This window comes from Nocardia sp. NPDC052254, from assembly GCF_040679495.1.
In the GTDB taxonomy this organism is placed as follows: domain Bacteria; phylum Actinomycetota; class Actinomycetes; order Mycobacteriales; family Mycobacteriaceae; genus Nocardia.
This window is the reverse complement of sequence record NZ_JBFAUW010000011.1, coordinates 65,655-83,106: the sequence shown is the minus strand read 5'-3', so window position 1 is coordinate 83,106 and position 17,452 is coordinate 65,655. Positions and strand designations below refer to the sequence as shown.

The following is a 17,452-nucleotide window of genomic DNA, read 5'->3' as shown; positions in this document are numbered from 1 at the left end:
CCATTGCGGCATAGGACCTTTCGGCCGCCGCCGGATGTCCCGCGCCACAGACATCGGTGACCCATGATCAGGAGATGACGAGATCGATGCAGTGCCGGACCGTCGGCTCGATACCGACCTCGAGCGCGATGCCGACGATCGCGACAGTGTCGACACCGAGGTCGCGCGGTGCCTAATCCAGCGGTGTCGCCGCGAACGCGGACAGGGCGTTCTTGTCGAGGTCACCGTCGATCCGATCGGCGGGAAGTGGGGCGCAGCAGTGTGAGCGCATGGGTATCACCGCGGGCTCAGAGCTCGGCCCGGTCGTCATTTTTCGTTACGAGGCAAGAAATGTGCGTTTGGCGGCATTCCGGGGGCGTGGCGCTGGGACGTGGCCGTTTCAGGGGACAGACTGGTACAGCGGCCACGGACCGGGTGTGTCCGATGGGCGGTGCGATGGGAAAGGTCGTGATGGAGGTGATCTCATGACCGTGCTGGCGATGTCGATCGGGAACTCGACGTTCGCGGTCGGCCCGGTGACGGTGGACTTCGGCGCGGAACAGGTACGACGGCTTCCGGTGCCGGTGCTCACCGACTGGTATCGCTGCCGGGACCTGTTACTCGATGTCGCCGGGGACGACGAGATCACCGCGATCGGAATCGCTTGCGCGGATACCGTTTACGGTCCGATGACCGCCGCCACGATGCAGCGCCGGCCCGGCGGGTTCACCGTGGTGGCGGCGATGCGGCGGCTGTTCCCGGTCGCCGTCGTGGAGATGGCGACCGACCGGCTGTGCGAGACTCTCGCACAGCGCACCTTCGGCGTCGGATACCAGGTGGAGCCGGCACTGGCCGGTGCCGGCGTCCTCGCGTTGCTCGCCGAGGAGCGGGCCGAGGGCCGCGAGCCGGCCGGATACGGTGTGAACCCCTCCGCGCGTTTCCGCCGGGCCCGTGCCGGGCGCATCGTGTCGGACCGTAATCGGTGCCGGCGCCGTCCGCTGCCCTAGTCAGCCGGTCAGGACCCGAGTCCGGGAGCCGTCGACCACGATCGCGTCGTCATCGGTGAGTGCCCAGTGCGCGATGCCGTCGGCCCGCAGGCGGGCGGCCAGCCGAGTGCCGTGGCCGTCCGGATCGGTTCCCGGTGAGTCGACATGCGGAACGATGACACGATCGACCAGACCCAATCCGTCCCAACGGGTTTCGATACCGCACGCGGGCGCCACCTCGGCCGGGTCGTCGGCATCCTCCAGGCCGTGCAGGTCGGGGGTGAGCAAGCAGGCCCCGGCGCTGTAGCCGGTGTAGGCGATCGCATCCTCGGCCAGCAGTCGGCGCAGCACCGAATCCGCTCCACTGCGCGCGAATTGGGCGCGGAGTACGAAGGTGTTCCCGCCGCGCACCCACAGTGCGGGGTAGTGGCGCATCGTTCGCTCCAACTCCATCGGGCGGCCGATGTAGTCGCGCAGGTCGAGCAGCTCCGGGCAAAATCCCAAGCGGCGCAGTGGTGCCCGGTCGCTGGCGACCGCGCCCGCCCACGCCGCGGGCCATGCATCACAGGCGTTGGGTATCACCGCGATGGGTCCGGGTCCGCCGACCAGTTCCGCGAACCGGTCGTAGTGCGCCCCGAATCGGTAGCTGGACAAGAACAGTCGCACAGCGGCTCAGATCGTGAAGGCGAGCCGGGCGGCGATGCGCGACCCGAGCTCCCGATCTCCGCCGACCGCGATCTCGGCCTCGTGCGGCTCGGCATCGGTGCGGCCGCCGCAGAGGCGGGCGAACAGCCCGGAGCCCAGGCTGATCACCGTATCGGCCGGGCGATCAAGGGCGGCAACGATTTCCGCGCGCCCGTCGACCCGGATGAGGAATTCACGCTCGACCGGCCCGGTGAGCCGGATGGCGATCCGTGAGCCGTCGGGTGCACCACCACGTTTGACCACCACCCGGCCGAGGAAGGGCTCGATCTCGTCGATCGCGAATTCGGCGCGAGTGCCGCTCTCGTTCATTCCCAGCGCCCCGGCATCGCCGCCGAGCGCATCGGTGATGTCGAGCTGATGCATCCAGCAGTCGAACAATCGAACCCGCATGAAACGGCCGTAGGACACCAGTCCGATGGGTGACTGGATATCGGCCTGCCATGCCGCGTCGTCGGTGCTGGTCAAGGCTTCTCGGCGGCGCCCGGTGACATCGGTGAATCGGCGCAGCAACTCGGCTCCGGGCAGCGGGCGCAGTGCCTCCAGCCAGATCTCGTTCAGCGCGCCGGTGTCGTTGCGCACGTGCGACAGTTCGCGCACATCGGTGCCGACCTCGGGCAGCGGTTCGCCGAGCAGCATCGATTCGGTGCCGACGACGTGGGCGAGTACGTCGAAGATCGACCATCCCGGCAGCGGTGAGGGCGTGCGCCACTGCGTCTCGTCCAGCCCACTGACCAAGTGCGCCAGCGCGTCCCATTGATCGGCGAGGGCGGCGGTCAGCGCGGTGCGGTCGGGTCCGGTTGCGTTCATCGGGGAGTCTCCTCCGTATCGCCGGGTGCGTTGCGCAGCCGATCCAGTCCGGTGCGGATGGCCGCGGCGGTGGTCTCCGGCTCGTGTGGCCGGCGCAGCAGGAAGCCGCGCGCGAAGGTGAACAGATCGCCGCCGCGCCGCGGCACCACATGCAGATGCACATGGTGCACGGTCTGGAAGGCGGCCTTGCCGTCGTTCAGAACCAGATTTGCACCGTCGGCACGGATATCGCTGCGCCGCAACGCTTTCGCCAGGCGATGGCCCACCCGGAACAGATCGGCGCCCAGCTCGGCATCGAGTTCGTCGAGATCGCCGGCGTGGATCTTCGGAATCACCAGAGTGTGGCCGCGGGTGATCGGCCGGATATCGAGGAACGCGAACACGCGGTCGTCCTCGTACACCCGGGTCGCGGGTGCGTCGCCGGCGACGACCCGGCAGAAGATGCAGCCACTCACCGGGCAGACATTACGGCGTACAGGACGCCGGGTACAGCCCCCGCGTCCCGGCTGCCGAGACGGTCATTTCGGGAAAAGCACGCGATGGAGTGTGATGTTGATCTCGGCTACGCTCACCAACGTGCCGGGTACAGTTGCGAGAATTATTACGGATCTTACTCCAGAGTAAGTTCTGCTCGGCCAGACCGGTAACAAGCGGCCCACCTGGAAACAGGGGGCCAGCTTGCTGTCACAAGTAAGGAAGTTGACCAGTGGAGACAACGCAAGGCGCCGACGCGGATGCGCAGCGCGGGACGCGTGTCGGCGTGGTTCGTGAGACCAACGCCGGTGAACGACGCGTCGCGTTGGTGCCGAAGATCATCGGAAGCCTGGTGAAACAGGGCGTGCAGGTCGTCGTAGAGGCTGATGCCGGTGTCGGGGCTTTGATCCCCGATGCGGCGTTCGTGGAGGCCGGTGCGGTGATCGGTGATCCGTGGCAGGCCGAGGTCGTGGTGAAGGTGGCCCCGCCCAGTGACGGTGAGATCGCGAAGCTGTCGAAGGGGCAGACGCTGATCGGGTTCCTGGCTCCGCGCAATGCCGACAACAAGATCGGTGCGCTCGAGGACGCGGGTGTGCGTGCCTTTGCCGTGGAGGCGATTCCGCGTATTTCGCGTGCGCAGGTGATGGATGCTTTGTCCTCGCAGGCGAATGTGTCGGGTTACAAGGCGGTGTTGCTGGCGGCGTCGGAATCGACGCGGTTCTTCCCGATGTTGACCACCGCGGCGGGGACGGTGAAACCGGCGACGGTGCTGGTGCTCGGTGTGGGCGTGGCCGGGTTGCAGGCATTGGCCACGGCCAAGCGTCTCGGTGGTCGCACGACCGGGTACGACGTGCGTCCGGAGGTGGCCGATCAGGTGCGGTCGGTGGGGGCGCAGTGGCTGGATCTGGGGATCGACGCAGCGGGCGAGGGCGGTTACGCCCGTGAGCTCACCGAGGACGAGAAGGCCCAGCAGCAGCAGGCTCTCGAGGATGCGATCAAGGGTTTCGATGTCGTGGTGACCACCGCGCTCGTGCCGGGTCGTCCGGCGCCGCGCCTGGTGACCGCGGCCGCGGTGGAGGGGATGAAGCCGGGCAGTGTGATCGTCGATCTCGCGGGCGAGACGGGCGGTAACTGTGAGTTGACCGAGCCGGGGGAGACGGTCGTCAAGCATGGTGTGACGATTTGTTCGCCGCTGAATCTGCCGGCGACGATGCCCGAGCACGCGTCGGAGTTGTACTCGAAGAATATTGCGGCGCTACTGGAACTGATGCTGAAAGACGGGAAACTCGAGCCCGATTTCGGTGACCAGGTGCTCGCCGATTCCTGTGTGGCCGGTGCCCCGACCCCGGCCGCCGACCCCGAAGGGGAGAGCTGATGTATACCGAGCTTCTGGCGAATATCGCGATTCTGGTGCTGTCCGGTTTCGTGGGTTTCGCGGTGATTTCCAAGGTGCCCAACACCTTGCACACCCCGTTGATGTCGGGCACGAACGCGATTCACGGGATCGTGGTGCTGGGTGCGCTGGTCACGTTGGGCAAGGTGGAACATCCGTCGGTCGTCACCCAGATCATCTTGTTCGTGGCGGTGGTGTTCGGAACGTTGAACGTGATCGGTGGTTTCGTGGTCACCGACCGCATGCTCGGGATGTTCAAGGGCAAGAAGCCCGCTGCGTCGGGCGCGGAGCGTCCTGGAAATACCGAGAAGGCGGGCCGCTGAGTCATGGACAATCTGGTCAATATTCTCTATATCGTCGCGTTCTCGCTGTTCATCTACGGTCTGATGGGTTTGACCGGCCCGAAGACCGCGGTGCGGGGTAACTGGATCGCCGCGGTCGGAATGGGCATCGCGGTGATCGCGACGTTCATCTCCATTCGCGACACCTCGAACTGGATCATCATCGTCGCGGGCCTGGTTGTCGGTGTGGCGCTGGGCGTTCCGCCGGCGAAGTTCACGAAGATGACCGCGATGCCGCAGCTGGTGGCGGCGTTCAACGGTGTCGGTGGTGGCACGGTCGCGTTGATCGCGTGGTCGGAATTCCTGAACAGTGACGGTTTTTCGCGGCTGCCCGAACAGCCCACCGTGCACATCGTGATCGGGTCGCTGTTCGCGGCGATCATCGGGTCCATCTCGTTCTGGGGCTCGCTGATCGCGTTCGGCAAACTGCAGGAGATCCTGCCCGGCAAACCGATCGGGCTCGGCAAACTGCAGCAGCCGGTCAACCTGCTGCTGGCGGTGGGCGCGATCGCCGTCGCGGTCGTGATCGGTGTCGGAGCGACCGGTGACGGCGTGGGGTGGGGATGGATGATCCTGCTGCTGGTGCTCGCGGCGGTACTCGGCCTGATGGTCGTGCTGCCGATCGGTGGCGCCGATATGCCGGTGGTGATCTCGCTGCTCAACGCGCTCACCGGATTGTCGGCCGCGGCCGCGGGTCTGGCGTTGAACAATACGGCGATGATCGTGGCGGGCATGATCGTCGGTGCGTCCGGCACGATCCTCACCAATTTGATGGCCAAGGCCATGAACCGGTCCATCCCCGCGATCGTCGCGGGTGGTTTCGGTGGTGGCGGCTCGGCTCCCAGCGCGTCCGGTGGCGAGCAGAAACAGGCCAAGGCCACCAGTGCCGCGGATGCCGCGATTCAGATGGCGTATGCGAATCAGGTGATCGTGGTGCCCGGGTACGGGATGGCCGTGGCGCAGGCCCAGCACGCGGTCAAGGAAATGGCCAGTCTGTTGGAGGCCAAGGGTGTCGAGGTCAAGTACGCGATCCATCCGGTCGCGGGCCGCATGCCCGGTCACATGAACGTGCTGCTGGCCGAGGCCGAGGTGTCCTACGACGCGCTCAAGGAAATGGACGACATCAACGGCGAGTTCTCCCGCACCGATGTCGCGTTGGTGATCGGTGCCAACGATGTCACCAACCCCGCCGCCCGGGAGGATTCCTCGTCCCCGATCTACGGGATGCCGGTGTTGAATGTGGATCAGGCGCACAGTGTGATCGTGTTGAAGCGGTCGATGAATTCCGGTTTCGCCGGGATCGACAACCCGCTGTTCTACGCCGATCACACCTCGATGCTCTTCGGCGACGCCAAGAAATCCGTCGGCGCGGTCACCGAGGAACTCAAAGCACTCTGACCGGACGACTCACTCCGACCGGAGAATGACGACGGCCCGCGGCTTCCCATGCCGCGGGCCGTCCTCGTCGGCGGGGCCGACCCATTAGGCTGGCCGCAACGCCGAACGGCTTCGATACGGGCGGCAGAACAGGAGAAAGAGGTCGAGATGACGGTGCGCGAACAATTCGATCTGCCTGCGGTCGCCGGTGATTCGGCGGTGTACGGCACACCGTATCGGACGTCCGAGGGAGTGACGGTCATCCCGGTCACACGGCCGGCCGGCCGGCTGCGGCGCGAGCGAGCGCTGGGTGTGTTCGCGATCGGTGACGGTAAGGCAACCTGGCATGCCGTCACCGATGACACCGCGATCGCGCTGCTGGGCATCTTCGTCGGTCTGGTAGCGACCACACTGTCGCTGGTCGCGGTGATCAAGCGGCCGCCGTGGCCCGATATCCACATCCGGGTGCGCAAGCTCGAGTCCTGATCATTTCCGCTCGACGGTCTCGGTGCGCTCGGCATTGGCGAGAAAATCGTCGACCATGCGGTGATTCAACGCCGCCAGTTGCCGTAGATCCTCGGTGGTCCAGTCGCTCAGCGCATCCCGCATATGCCGGCGGCTGACCGAGCGGATCGCGTCCAGGGTGGCCCGCCCCTCGTCGGTGATGCCCACCCGCTGTGCCCGCCGATCGTCCGGGTCCGGTATCCGGTGCACATAACCCGTGCGTTCCAGCCGCTGGATCTGCCGGGTGACATGCGGCGCCTCGACATCCAGGCACGCGGCGAGTTCGCCCATGCGCATCGGCTCGGCGGCATCGGCGAGCATCCGCAACAGCGGCACATTCGCGCGCTCGACGGTGACACCGGCGGCAGCCATCGTACGATCGTGGCGCCGTGCGCGGGTCAGCAGATGGGCGATCCGGGTCAGGGCGCGCTCGAGCTCGATGATGTAGTCGGCATCCACCGATGAATCGGGGCTTCCTTCGGAACGCGGCACAGGGCTGTCCTATCCAACACCTTACTTAAGTTAGGTAAGTTTAAAGCCAGAGTAACAGATGACGTCGACCGTCACCGGCCGGGTCTCCGCCGCCCCGCACATCCCGGCCTGACCCCGCTCGCGCGGCGCGGGCCGTCGCCCTCGGGAACGGCCTGCGGCGCAAGCACACCGCGGCCGCTCCCGGACTCCGACCCTCAGGCGACCTTGAGTGTTCCGCCGTCGATCACGTAATCGGCGCCGACGATATTGCCCGCGCGCTCGGAGGCGAGGAAGGTCACCAATGCGGCCACCTCCTCGGGCTCGGAGATGCGCCCGGAGGAGATGCCGAAACTGTCGCTGATCCCCGCCAGCAGGTCCTCGTGGGATATGCCCTGTGCCGCGGCGATTTTCGCACCGAAGCCGTTGGCATCGCGCCACAGTGGACTGCCCACGACACCGGGGGAGACGGTGTTGACCCGGACGCCGCTCGGGGCCAATTCCTCACTCAGCCTTTTGCTCAGCGAGGTGAGTGCGGCCTTGGCTTCGCTGTAGCCGATGGGTCCGGCCGCGGGCAGGCGTGAGTTGATCGAGGAGATGTTCACGATCGAACCGCGGCGCTCGAGCAAGCTTGGCAACGCCGCGCGTGTGGTCCAGATGGCGCTGAACAGGTTGAGGTCGAACAGGTTTCGCCACTGCTCGTCGGTGATGTCGGCGAATGTGCCCAGCCGCATCCGATCCGCGTCACCCCCGCCGACATTGTTGACCAGGATGTCGATGCCGCCGAGTTCCCGCAGCGCCGATTCGATCAGCGTGCCGACACCCTCGGAGGTGCCGAGATCGGCGGAAATCGCTGCGACACTGGCTTTTTCGAGTTCCGGTGAGACGGTGCGCGCCGCGCCGACGACCAGTGCGCCCTCGGCGGTCAACGCCTCGGCGATCGCGAGGCCGATCCCGCGGCTCGCTCCGGTGACGACGGCGGTCTTGCCGGTCAGTCCGAGTTCCATGATGGTTCCTTTCTTGAACTGCAGGTCAAAAATTAGGGTGCGCGGAAGGTGACCGCGCCGTTTTCGGGCTCGCGGTCGATGCGGGGCTCGGTCAGGGCTGGATTCGAAGGGTGGTCAGTGCGGTGTCGATGATGCGGTGCAGGGTCGCGGACTCATTGGTCTTGGCCATGACGCGCAGGCCGGCGATGGTGTTCATCAGGAATTCGGCGGCAGTGCGCGGATCGGTGTCCGGTGCCACATCGCCGTCGCGCCGGCCCTGATCGATCCGGGCGGCCATGGTCGCCGTGGTGTGTTCCTGCATGGTGCGTATGGCGCGGGTGATCTCGGTGTCGGTTCCGGAGAATTCCGAGATGGTGTTGACGGCCAGGCAGCCGCGCCGAACCGGCTGGGACACATCGGAATCCACGAGAAAAGACAGAAACGCGCCGATGCATTCACGCGTCGTCCCCGGCCGGGCCATGAATTCCCCGGCCAGCTGCGCGCCCATTCGGTCGTACCGATCCAGCGCCCGTTCGAACAGCTCGCGTTTACTCCCGAATGTGTTGTACAGGCTGCCTTTTCCGATTCCGGTGGCTTCCGCCAGCTGTGCCGGTGAGGTGTTGGCGTAACCGTGGGTCCAGAACGCGTCCATTGCCCGATCCACCACGGCGTCGGTGTCGAAGTTACGCGGTCGTCCCATGGAATGAACCCTACGAGTTTTTGTCCTCAAGGTCAAGAATGGGTTCCGGTTCACCGACGATTCCCGCGAACGTGGCGCACAGCAGGACCGCGATCAGCGGAAAGGTGAAGGCGACGGTGAGGGAGGTCAGTTGGGCCAGCCAGCCGATGATGGACGGTCCGGCGAGGAAGCCGAGATAGCCGAGGCCGAAGACCTTGGACATGTCGGTGGCCGCGGTGGCGGTACCGAGATTGCCCGCGGCGGTGAAGATCTGAGGGACCCCACCGGCCAGTCCCAGGCCCGCGAGAATCCAGCCGGCGAGGGTGCAGGGAAGCCAGGAGGAGACCATGACCACGGCCAGGCCGGCGGCGCCGAGGAGCGACCCCCACCGCACCACCGCGATGCGGCCGAACCGCCCGCTGACCCGATCCACGCGGAAGCGCCCGATGGTCATGGCGGTGGAGAACGCGCCGAACGACAGCGCGGCCGTGGCATCGCCGACATCGAGATGTTCGTGGGTCTGCAGCGCGCTCCAGTCGTTGGCCACGCCCTCGGCCATCAGCAGGGCGAACGCCACGGCGCCCAATGCCAGCACATTGCGAGGCAACCACATTCGGATTCCGCGGGATACCGGATCCGCGGGAGCGGTCGGCTCGGATATGACCTCGGAACGCGAGGTCGTGATGGGGCGTGCCAGCAGATGGGGAACACTCGCCGTCATCGCCACCACGCCGATGACCGCGGCGGCCGCGAAAGTGGATCGAATATCCAGATCCGCGTGCATGGCCGCGGCGCCGGCGAGCGAGCCGACCAGGCCGCCACAGGAGAACAACCCGTGGAAGGCCGCCATGATGGGCCGGCCGTAGGCCCGTTCGACCTGCACGGCCTGCGTGTTCATCGACACGTCCAGCGCTCCGTTGCCGAAGCCGAAGATCGCGAGCGCGACGGCCAGCTGGATCGGCCCGGTGGCGAAGGCGGGACCGAGAACCGCCACCGACAGCCAGGCCACGGCCACGCCGACCAGCACCCGGCTGCCGAACCGATCGGCCAGCGGTCCGGCCGCCTGCATACCGGCGATGCCACTGCCGGCCATCACCAGGATCAGCAGGCCCAATGTGGCATGGGAGACGCCGGTGCGATCGGTGATGGCGGGGATGTGCACGACCCACATGGCGGCCAGGAACCCGTTGAGCGCGAACACCGCGAAGACCGCCGCCCGCGCGCGACGGGTGAGCCGGTCCGGGCGCGCCGACACCGATGCGTCCATCGGCCCGACGGTACCGGGCAGCGTGGGGCGCTCGGCACTACCGGCGCCGTGCGGCACCGGTGTTGTTGCGCCCCGATGCGGGAATCACCGGAGACGCGCGTCGCCGCGCCTCCGGGATGAATCCGGAGAGGAGGAGTGTGTCGAAGCGTCGTCGATTCGGCGGTGCCGGCCTTCGGTCGGCGGCTCCCCGTACTCCCGAGCGGCCACGGCATCGTCGGCGTGACCGCACGGGCTCCGGATTCAACCGGTTTCGAGTCGAGTGTATGACCTACCACCGACACGTTTCGGCGGCGCAATGGGTTCACCGTCCGCGGTTCCGGTATGAGGCCGAGCCGCCGCCGGCCGTGTCGCTGCGGACGCTGTGCTCGGTGGCGTCCTGCGCGGCGTCCTGCGTGGTGACGCGAGCTGCCGCCTCCGGCCGCGTCGCTCCGGACGCTATTGTCGAGGCGGTGACCACACAGCAGGAGTATCCGGTGCTCTGGCCGGTGCCGACCCGTTGGGCCGACAACGATCACTACGGCCACGTCAACAACGTGACCTACTACTCGTACTTCGACACTGCGGTCAATGCCTGGCTGATGGCGGCGACCGGCACCGATATCCGGGAACTGCCCGCGATCGGTGTGGTGGCGCAGACCTCCTGCCAGTACCTCGGGTCGCTGAGCTTTCCTGATCAGCTGCGGGTGGGATTGCGCATCTCTCGCCTCGGCCGGTCCAGCATCACCTACGAGCTGGCGATATTCCGGGTGCTGGACAACGCGAATCCGGACGAGACACTGGAACTGGCCGCCACCGGTTCCTTCGTGCACGTCTACGTCGACCGTGTGAGTCGCAAATCCGTCGAGATCCCGCCGGTCATCCGGACCGCCGCGGCCACACTGGTGGCAGCGGGCGAGTAGCGCGCCTCAGATCCGGCCCAGCAGGGTCAGCGGATCCTCGAGCAGCGCCGCGACCGTGGACAGGAACCGGGCGCCCAGCTCACCGTCGATCATGCGGTGATCGAAACTCACGCCGAGGGTGGTGATCCAGCGGATCGCCGGTTCGTCGCGGTACACCCACGGCCGTTTGCGGATCGAGCCCAGGCACAGGATCGCGCCCTCGCCCGGATTGACCAGCGGCACCCCGGTATCGACGCCGAAGACGCCGACATTGCTGATGGTGAAGGTGCCGCCGCGCAGATCGGCCGGTGTCGCCGAACCCGCCCGCGCCACATCGGCCAGCCAGCCGATCTCGCGGCACAGCTCGCGCAGGCTCAGCGACTGCGCCTCCTTGATGTTGGGCACCAGCAGGCCGCGATCGGTGGCCACCGCGATGCCGAGATTGACGTAGTGCTTGGTGACGATCTGCTTGGCTTCCTCGTCCCAGCAGGAGTTGATACCGGGGAATTCGGCCATCGCGGCCAGTGTCGCCTTCGCGACCAGGGCCAGCGGGGTCAGGGACAGGCCGGTGAAGGAATCGGTGCTGCGCAGATGGTCGAGCAGTTCCATCGAGGCCGTGAAATCCGTGGTGACGAAGGCACTGGCCTGCGGAATGGTCCGGGCGCTGGCGGTCATGGCGGCCGCGATGCGTTTGCGTACGCCGTTGACGGGGGTCCGGGTCTCGCGCTCGCTGGGGGTGGGGCGGATGATCCCGCCGTCGGGCCGCATGGTCGGCACCGGCGGGGGTGTGCGGCGTGGCGCGTCCGGGGACTCCTCCTCGGGCTTCGCACGGCGCGGCGGCTGCGAGACCGGCACGGCATGGCGCACATCCTCGACCGTCACCGCGCCCCCCGGACCGGATCCGGCCACGAAGGCGATGTTGATACCGAGTTCCCGGGCCAGTTGCCGGGCCGCCGGAGTGGCCGGTGGTCGGCCGGGAAACTCCGGCGGGATGGGATCGGTGGTGGCCGTATCCGAATGTGGTGCGCTGGTACCGTTTTTCGAGGCCGGACGACGGCGCCGGGTGGGCGATTCGGCATCCGGCCCGTATCCGACCAGCACCGACTGCCGGGTCTCGGTGACCGGCGGAGGTTCGACCGCCGCGTCGCTGCGCACCCGGATCAAGGGTGCGCCGACCGCGACCGTATCGCCCGGTCGCGCCAGTAATTCGGTGACCCGCCCGGAGAACGGGCATGGCAGCTCCACCTGAGCCTTGGCGGTCTCCACCTCGGCGATGGTCTGGTTGAGTTCGACGGTGTCGCCGACCGCGACCGACCACGAGATGAGTTCGGCCTCGGTCAGTCCCTCACCCAGATCGGGCAGGCGGAATTCGAGGATGTGGTTGTCTGCTGCGGGTTCTGCGGGGTCTGCTGGTTCTTCCAACGGGCACCTCTGTCTGCAAATGCGGTCAGGCCGAAATCGCGAGCGTTCGATCGACCGCCTCGAGAATGCGGTCGGGGTCGGGCATGTGGTGCCGTTCGAGCTTAGCGGGGGGATACGGGATGTCGAAGCCTCCGACGCGCAGTACCGGTGCCTCGAGATGGTAGAAGCACCGCTCGGAGACGCGGGCGGCGATCTCCGCCCCGAGTCCGGCGAAGACCGGTGCCTCGTGGGTGACGATCAGCCGGCCGGTGCGGCACACCGATTCCTCGATGGTGCCGAAATCGATCGGCGACAGGCTGCGCAGGTCGACGACCTCGAGTGAATGTCCCTCACCGGCCGCGATTTCGGCCGCGGTCAGGGCGGTGTCGACCATGCCGCCGTAGGCGACGATGGTGGCATCGCGCCCGGGGCGGCGGATACGGGCCCGGTCCAGGGACGGCGACTCGGTGTCGAGGGCGGCGAAGTCGAGATCGGCCTTGTCCCAGTAGCGGCGCTTGGGCTCGAAGAAGATCACCGGATCGTCGCACGAGATCGCCTGGCGCAGTAGGAGATAGGCATCTTGCGGGTTGCTCGGGGAGACGACCCGGAGACCGGCGGTGTGGGCGAAATATGCCTCCGGCGACTCCGAGTGATGTTCGACCGATCCGATGCCGCCACCGAACGGGATGCGAATCGTGATGGGGGCGCGTACCTTCCCTTCGGTGCGGTAGTGGATCTTGGCGACCTGGGACACGATCTGATCGAAGGCGGGATAGACGAAGCCGTCGAACTGGATCTCGCAGACCGGCCGGAAACCGCGCAGAGCCATCCCGAAAGCCGTTCCGATGATGCCGGATTCGGCCAGCGGCGTATCGATGACGCGGTTGTCGCCGAAGTCCTTCTGCAGGGTGTCGGTCACCCGGAACACCCCGCCCAGCCGGCCGATGTCCTCGCCCATCAGCACGACCTTGGGGTCGTCCTCGAGTGCCCGGCGCATTCCGGTGTTCAGCGCAGCCGCGAAGGTGGTCATCATGGCCGGACTCCTTCCTCGAAACCCGCCAGGTATCCGGCGTATTCGTCGCGCTCGGCGGCGACGAGGGGGTGATCGGTGGTGTAGACGTGATCGAACAATCGCATCGGGTCCGGATCGGGCATATCGATGGTGGCGGTACGGACCGCGGTGCCCACGGCATCGGCGCGCTCGGTGACCCGGCGCTCGAAATCGCCGTCCCACAGATCTTCTCGCTCGAGTAGCCGGCGCATCCGGTCGATCGGATCGCGGCGCTGCCACAGTTCGGTCTCCGCCGCCGAGCGGTACCGGGTGGGATCGTCGGCGGTGGTGTGCGGGCCCATGCGGTAGGTGATCGCCTCGATGAACGACGGTCCGCCACCGGCGCGCGCCCGCGCGACCGCCTGCCTGGTCACCGCCAGCACGGCCAGCACATCGTTGCCGTCGACCTGGACACCGGGAATCCCGTAGCCGTAGGCGCGGCGCACGATCGGGGTCTGGCTCTGCAGCTGCACCGGCTCACTGATGGCCCAGTGATTGTTCTGGCAGAAGAACACCACCGGCGCGCTCCAGGACGCGGCGAAGCCGAGGGCCTCGGCGATATCGCCCTGACTGGTGGCGCCGTCGCCGAAATACGTGACCACCGCGATCTCCGCGCCTTCGAGGTGGGCCGCGTAGGCGTATCCGGTGGCGTGCAGTCCCTGGGAGCCGACCACGATGGCCGGATTGGTCATGTTGATCTCGTCCGGATCCCAGCAGGAGTGCGCCACACCACGCCACAAACGGGTGATCAGGGTCGGATCCACGCCGCGGGCGTAGGCCACGCCCGCCTCGCGATAGCTGCAGAACACGTAGTCGTCGGTGTGCAGGGCGCGGGCCGAGCCGATCTGCGCGGCCTCCTGGCCGAGCATGGGCGCCCACAGGCCGAGCTGGCCTTGGCGCTGCAATGCGGTCGCCTCGACATCGATCCGCCTGGTGACCACCAGATCCTCGTAGAGTGCGCGCAATTCGTCCGGGCCGATATCGGCGACCAGTGCGGCGTGGTCGCGATCGAATACCCGGCGCCCATCGGGCTGGACCAGTTGTACCGGATAGGGGGTGGTCCCGGTGTCGTGCCTGGTTGTGGTGTCGTCCACAGCCTTCACCTCCTCGGTCGTCGCGAGCGGGGTCGCCGCGTTTCGCGATCCGGTGGATCGGTGTTTCGCCAGCAGTGTGCTGTAACACAAAGCATCCACGATTGAGCGAGTTGCGCAAGTACTAACACTCGAACTGAGCAGAATGCGTGATCGAACCCGGAGGTGGACTGTCATACTGACCTACATGTCCAGTGCCGAAACTGCTCCGACCGCGCTCGATTCCACCGATGCCCGGCTGCTGCTGGAACTGGTTGCCAACCCTCGGGCCACTGGGGTGGAACTGGCCACCCGGCTCGGATTGTCGCGCAACACCGTGCAGGCCCGGCTGGCGCGCTGGGAGGCCGGTGGGGTACTGACCGGATTCGAGCGCCGGGTGGATCCGCGGGCGCTCGGGTACCGGCTGGCGGCCTTCGTGGCGGTGGTGGTCGACCAGCATCGGCTGGCCGACATCGTGGCCGAGCTCGCGGACATCCCCGAGGTCACCGAGGTGTGCGGAACCACCGGTCCATCGGATCTGACGGTGCGGGTGGTCGCTCGCGACGCCGATGATCTGTATCGGATCACCGGTGCGATCCTGAAGATCGCGGGGGTGGAGCGGACGAATATGGCGCTGGTGATGCAGCAGCTGGTGGGCCCGCGCACGGCGCCACTGCTGCGGCGGCTGGCGGGTGCGGACGCCGCGGCTGCGGACAGTGCGGGGAGTGCCGGCTGACGGCCGGCCGGACGCGTCGCGAATTTCGGGCCAGTTTCCGAGGATTGGCTGCTGACCGGGAGGCCAGCGGCTCGTGAGAATGACCCGGTGACTGCTGGCGCTCCGAAATCCCGTACGACATCCGATCCCGAACCGGGAAACGAGCACGCTCCGGCAGCCGCCAGTGGTGGCCGGGCGCAGGCGGTCGGTGCCGGGGTCATCGCGGCGGCGGTGGGTTTCACCAGTTCGTGGGCCGTGGTGCTCGCAGGATTGACCGCGGTCGGGGCCAGTCCGGCTCAGGCGGCATCGGGTCTGCTGGCCGTCTGTGTCACGCAGGCGCTGGGGATGTGGGTGCTGGGTGTGCGGTATCGACTGCCCATCACCCTGGCCTGGTCCACTCCCGGCGCGGCGCTGCTCGCCGGTGCCGGTGCCGTCACCGGCGGCTGGCCCGCCGCTGTCGGAGCGTTCGCCGCGACCGGGGTACTGATCGTGCTGACCGGTCTCTGGTCCCGGCTGGGCCGTGTGATCACGGCGATCCCGGTCGAGGTCGCACAGGCCATGCTGGCGGGTGTCCTGCTGCCGCTGTGCCTGGCGCCGTTGCGCGCCCTGACCACCTCGAGTGCCGCGGTGGTGGTGCCGGTGCTGGTGGTGTGGCTGGTACTGCAGCGCTTCGCGAGCCGCTGGGCGGTGCCGGGCGCGTTCGGCACCGCGGTGGTCGCGGCCGCGATCGCGATGGTGGCCGGGCATCACGGTGTGCGGGCGGCGGATCTGGTCCCCAAGCTGGAATGGACTGTGCCGCACTGGAGCTGGCAGGCGATGATCGGTATCGCGGTGCCGCTGTACGTGGTGACGATGGCCGCGCAGAATCTGCCCGGCGTCGCGGTGATGAGTTCATTCGGATATCGGGTGCCGTGGCGGGCGTCGATGACGGTCACCGGGCTCGGGACCATCGCCGGGGCGCCGGCGGGCGGGCATGCGATCAATCTGGCCGCGATCAGCGCGGCGCTGGCGGCCGCGCCGTCGGCCCATCCCGATCCGCGCCGGCGCTGGTGGTCGACGATGGCCGCCGGGGGCTGCTATCTGGTTCTCGCCCCAGCGTCGGCGGCACTGGTCGCCCTCGCCGCGGCCGCACCCACCGGAGTGCTGGAAACCGTTGCCGGACTTGCCCTGATTGCGACATTCGGGTCGGCGCTGACCGCTGCCCTCGGGCCCGCCGGCCATCGCACCGCGGCGACGGTCACCTTCCTGGTCTCGGCCTCCGGCATCGCCGTCTTCGGAATCGGCGCGGCGTTCTGGGCGGTGGTGGCCGGTCTGCTGGTGCGGTGGGTGCTCGCACCGCGACCCACCCCGGATGCCGCAGCCGGTCCGGCGGGCCCGCACGGCCGCGATCCGGGGCCGGTGCCCGAGTACCCGGGCGCGAATCGCGATGATTCCGGTGTCCCCGGTGCGCCGTCCCCGGCACGCGCGGTGTCGTAGGCTGAAACCGTTCGCGTCAGGGGTATGTCTCTGGTAGAGGAGCCGGGATTGGCCGCCGTATTGATTTCGCCCGAGGAACTGCGGAATACGCTGTCGGACACCGATTGCCAGGTGCACCTGCTGGATGTGCGCTGGGCGCTGGGCGATCCCGACGGGCCCGAGCACTATTTGGCAGGCCATATCCCCGGCGCCGTATTCGTCGATCTGGAGACCGAATTGGCCGCGCCGCCATCGCCCGCGCACGGCCGCCATCCCCTGCCCGCACCGGAGCATCTGCAGCGGTGCGCGCGCAGCTGGGGCCTGCGCGCCGGGCAGCCCACCGTCGTCTACGACGCCACCGGCGGAATGTCGGCGGCACGGGCCTGGTGGCTGCTGCGCTGGGCCGGGGTCGGCGATGTGCGCATCCTGGACGGCGGCCTGCCCGCGTGGCAGCGCGACGGTGGCGAACTGGCCACCGGCAGCGAATCCGATCCGGTACCCGGTGATGTGGTGGTGCGGCCGGGCAACATGCCCGTCGTGCAGGCCGACGAGGTCGCCGAATGGTCCGGTGCGCTGCTGGACGCGCGAGCCGGTGAACGCTATCGGGGCCAGGTCGAGCCGGTCGATCCGCGGGCCGGGCACATTCCCGGTGCGGTGAGCGTGCCGACATCGGACAACCTCACCTCAGAGGGGACGTTCAAGTCCCCCGAACAGTTGCGGGAGCGCTTCTCCGGACTGGGATCCGGCCCGGTGGCGGTGTACTGCGGATCCGGAGTCACCGCGGCCCATCAGATCGCCGCCCTGTCGGTGGCCGGCGTATCTGCCGCGCTGTACCCCGGATCGTGGTCGCAATGGTCCAGTGATCCGGAGCGACCGGTCGCCACCGCCCTGGACTGACCGGGGCGGCCGTTTCGAC

Annotated in this window: 19 protein-coding genes; 9 read left to right on the top strand and 10 right to left on the bottom strand. The window is 67.7% G+C overall.

All coding sequences use genetic code 11. From position 1 onward, the window contains the following. The first annotated feature begins 464 nt into the window (after positions 1 to 464). Positions 465 to 986: a hypothetical protein gene (locus AB0L57_RS25090; RefSeq protein ID WP_364966730.1), complete on the top strand. Its 522-nt coding sequence runs from the start codon at positions 465 to 467 to the stop codon at positions 984 to 986. Here AB0L57_RS25090 and AB0L57_RS25085 read toward each other — a convergent pair whose 3' ends face one another. Genes AB0L57_RS25085 through AB0L57_RS25075 form a run of 3 tightly spaced genes read right to left on the bottom strand, consistent with a single transcriptional unit; the run spans position 987 to position 2,932 of the window. Beyond that, positions 987 to 1,631, bottom strand: coding sequence for a Type 1 glutamine amidotransferase-like domain-containing protein (locus tag AB0L57_RS25085; RefSeq protein ID WP_364966728.1), 645 nt, complete (start codon positions 1,629 to 1,631; stop codon positions 987 to 989). Between the two features lie 6 nt (positions 1,632 to 1,637). Beyond that, positions 1,638 to 2,477: a maleylpyruvate isomerase family mycothiol-dependent enzyme gene (locus AB0L57_RS25080; RefSeq protein ID WP_364966727.1), complete on the bottom strand. Its 840-nt coding sequence runs from the start codon at positions 2,475 to 2,477 to the stop codon at positions 1,638 to 1,640. Next, positions 2,474 to 2,932, bottom strand: a complete 459-nt coding sequence (locus AB0L57_RS25075; protein WP_364966725.1) for an HIT domain-containing protein — start codon at positions 2,930 to 2,932, stop codon at positions 2,474 to 2,476. The genes AB0L57_RS25080 and AB0L57_RS25075 overlap by 4 nt, the downstream gene beginning before the upstream one ends. A gap of 251 nt (positions 2,933 to 3,183) precedes the next feature. Between AB0L57_RS25075 and AB0L57_RS25070 the strand changes: the two genes are divergently transcribed. From AB0L57_RS25070 to AB0L57_RS25055, 4 genes are all read left to right on the top strand, one after another. Beyond that, positions 3,184 to 4,326: a Re/Si-specific NAD(P)(+) transhydrogenase subunit alpha gene (locus AB0L57_RS25070; protein ID WP_364966723.1), complete on the top strand. Its 1,143-nt coding sequence runs from the start codon at positions 3,184 to 3,186 to the stop codon at positions 4,324 to 4,326. Continuing rightward, positions 4,326 to 4,667, top strand: a complete 342-nt coding sequence (locus AB0L57_RS25065) for an NAD(P) transhydrogenase subunit alpha (protein WP_364966720.1) — start codon at positions 4,326 to 4,328, stop codon at positions 4,665 to 4,667. The genes AB0L57_RS25070 and AB0L57_RS25065 overlap by 1 nt, the downstream gene beginning before the upstream one ends. A 3-nt stretch (positions 4,668 to 4,670) precedes the next feature. Next, positions 4,671 to 6,083, top strand: coding sequence for an NAD(P)(+) transhydrogenase (Re/Si-specific) subunit beta (locus AB0L57_RS25060; RefSeq protein WP_364966717.1), 1,413 nt, complete (start codon positions 4,671 to 4,673; stop codon positions 6,081 to 6,083). Between the two features lie 147 nt (positions 6,084 to 6,230). Beyond that, a complete protein-coding gene (locus tag AB0L57_RS25055; RefSeq protein WP_364966715.1) occupies positions 6,231 to 6,548 on the top strand; it encodes a hypothetical protein in 318 nt (105 codons plus the stop codon). Here the strand turns inward: AB0L57_RS25055 and AB0L57_RS25050 are convergent, their stop codons facing one another. The 4 genes from AB0L57_RS25050 to AB0L57_RS25035 form a co-directional block, all read right to left on the bottom strand. Next, on the bottom strand, positions 6,549 to 7,058 hold the full coding sequence (locus AB0L57_RS25050) for a MarR family transcriptional regulator (RefSeq protein WP_364966713.1): 510 nt from the start codon (positions 7,056 to 7,058) through the stop codon (positions 6,549 to 6,551). Positions 7,059 to 7,252: 194 nt separating this feature from the next. Then, positions 7,253 to 8,041, bottom strand: a complete 789-nt coding sequence (locus AB0L57_RS25045; RefSeq protein WP_364966710.1) for an oxidoreductase — start codon at positions 8,039 to 8,041, stop codon at positions 7,253 to 7,255. Positions 8,042 to 8,132: 91 nt separating this feature from the next. Continuing rightward, positions 8,133 to 8,720 carry a TetR/AcrR family transcriptional regulator gene (locus AB0L57_RS25040; RefSeq protein WP_364966707.1) on the bottom strand — a complete coding sequence of 196 codons (588 nt, stop codon included), beginning with the start codon at positions 8,718 to 8,720 and terminating at the stop codon, positions 8,133 to 8,135. 10 nt (positions 8,721 to 8,730) lie between these two features. Continuing rightward, positions 8,731 to 9,966 carry an MFS transporter gene (locus AB0L57_RS25035; RefSeq protein WP_364966705.1) on the bottom strand — a complete coding sequence of 412 codons (1,236 nt, stop codon included), beginning with the start codon at positions 9,964 to 9,966 and terminating at the stop codon, positions 8,731 to 8,733. 449 nt (positions 9,967 to 10,415) lie between these two features. Here AB0L57_RS25035 and AB0L57_RS25030 point away from each other — a divergent pair, with 449 nt between their 5' ends. After that, complete coding sequence (locus AB0L57_RS25030; RefSeq protein ID WP_364966703.1) at positions 10,416 to 10,865, top strand: thioesterase family protein; 450 nt, start codon at positions 10,416 to 10,418, stop codon at positions 10,863 to 10,865. 6 nt (positions 10,866 to 10,871) lie between these two features. Here AB0L57_RS25030 and AB0L57_RS25025 read toward each other — a convergent pair whose 3' ends face one another. From AB0L57_RS25025 to pdhA, 3 genes are read right to left on the bottom strand one after another with little or no spacing between them, the layout of a single operon-like run. After that, the gene (locus tag AB0L57_RS25025) at positions 10,872 to 12,266 is read right to left on the bottom strand and encodes a dihydrolipoamide acetyltransferase family protein (RefSeq protein ID WP_364966700.1); all 1,395 of its coding nucleotides are present in this window, start codon (positions 12,264 to 12,266) and stop codon (positions 10,872 to 10,874) included. A 25-nt stretch (positions 12,267 to 12,291) separates the two neighbouring features. Further along, positions 12,292 to 13,278: an alpha-ketoacid dehydrogenase subunit beta gene (locus AB0L57_RS25020; RefSeq protein WP_364966697.1), complete on the bottom strand. Its 987-nt coding sequence runs from the start codon at positions 13,276 to 13,278 to the stop codon at positions 12,292 to 12,294. Beyond that, entirely contained in the window at positions 13,275 to 14,390 is a 1,116-nt protein-coding gene (gene pdhA / locus AB0L57_RS25015) for a pyruvate dehydrogenase (acetyl-transferring) E1 component subunit alpha (RefSeq protein WP_364966694.1), read from the bottom strand. Before pdhA ends, AB0L57_RS25020 begins: the two co-directional genes overlap by 4 nt. A gap of 184 nt (positions 14,391 to 14,574) precedes the next feature. Between pdhA and AB0L57_RS25010 the strand changes: the two genes are divergently transcribed. The 3 genes from AB0L57_RS25010 (at position 14,575) to AB0L57_RS25000 (ending at position 17,433) form a co-directional block, all read left to right on the top strand. After that, positions 14,575 to 15,102 carry an Lrp/AsnC family transcriptional regulator gene (locus tag AB0L57_RS25010; RefSeq protein ID WP_364966691.1) on the top strand — a complete coding sequence of 176 codons (528 nt, stop codon included), beginning with the start codon at positions 14,575 to 14,577 and terminating at the stop codon, positions 15,100 to 15,102. Between the two features lie 87 nt (positions 15,103 to 15,189). Beyond that, entirely contained in the window at positions 15,190 to 16,557 is a 1,368-nt protein-coding gene (locus AB0L57_RS25005; RefSeq protein ID WP_364966688.1) for a benzoate/H(+) symporter BenE family transporter, read from the top strand. A 24-nt stretch (positions 16,558 to 16,581) separates the two neighbouring features. Further along, entirely contained in the window at positions 16,582 to 17,433 is an 852-nt protein-coding gene (locus AB0L57_RS25000) for a sulfurtransferase (protein WP_364966686.1), read from the top strand. The last annotated feature ends 19 nt before the right edge of the window (positions 17,434 to 17,452 follow it).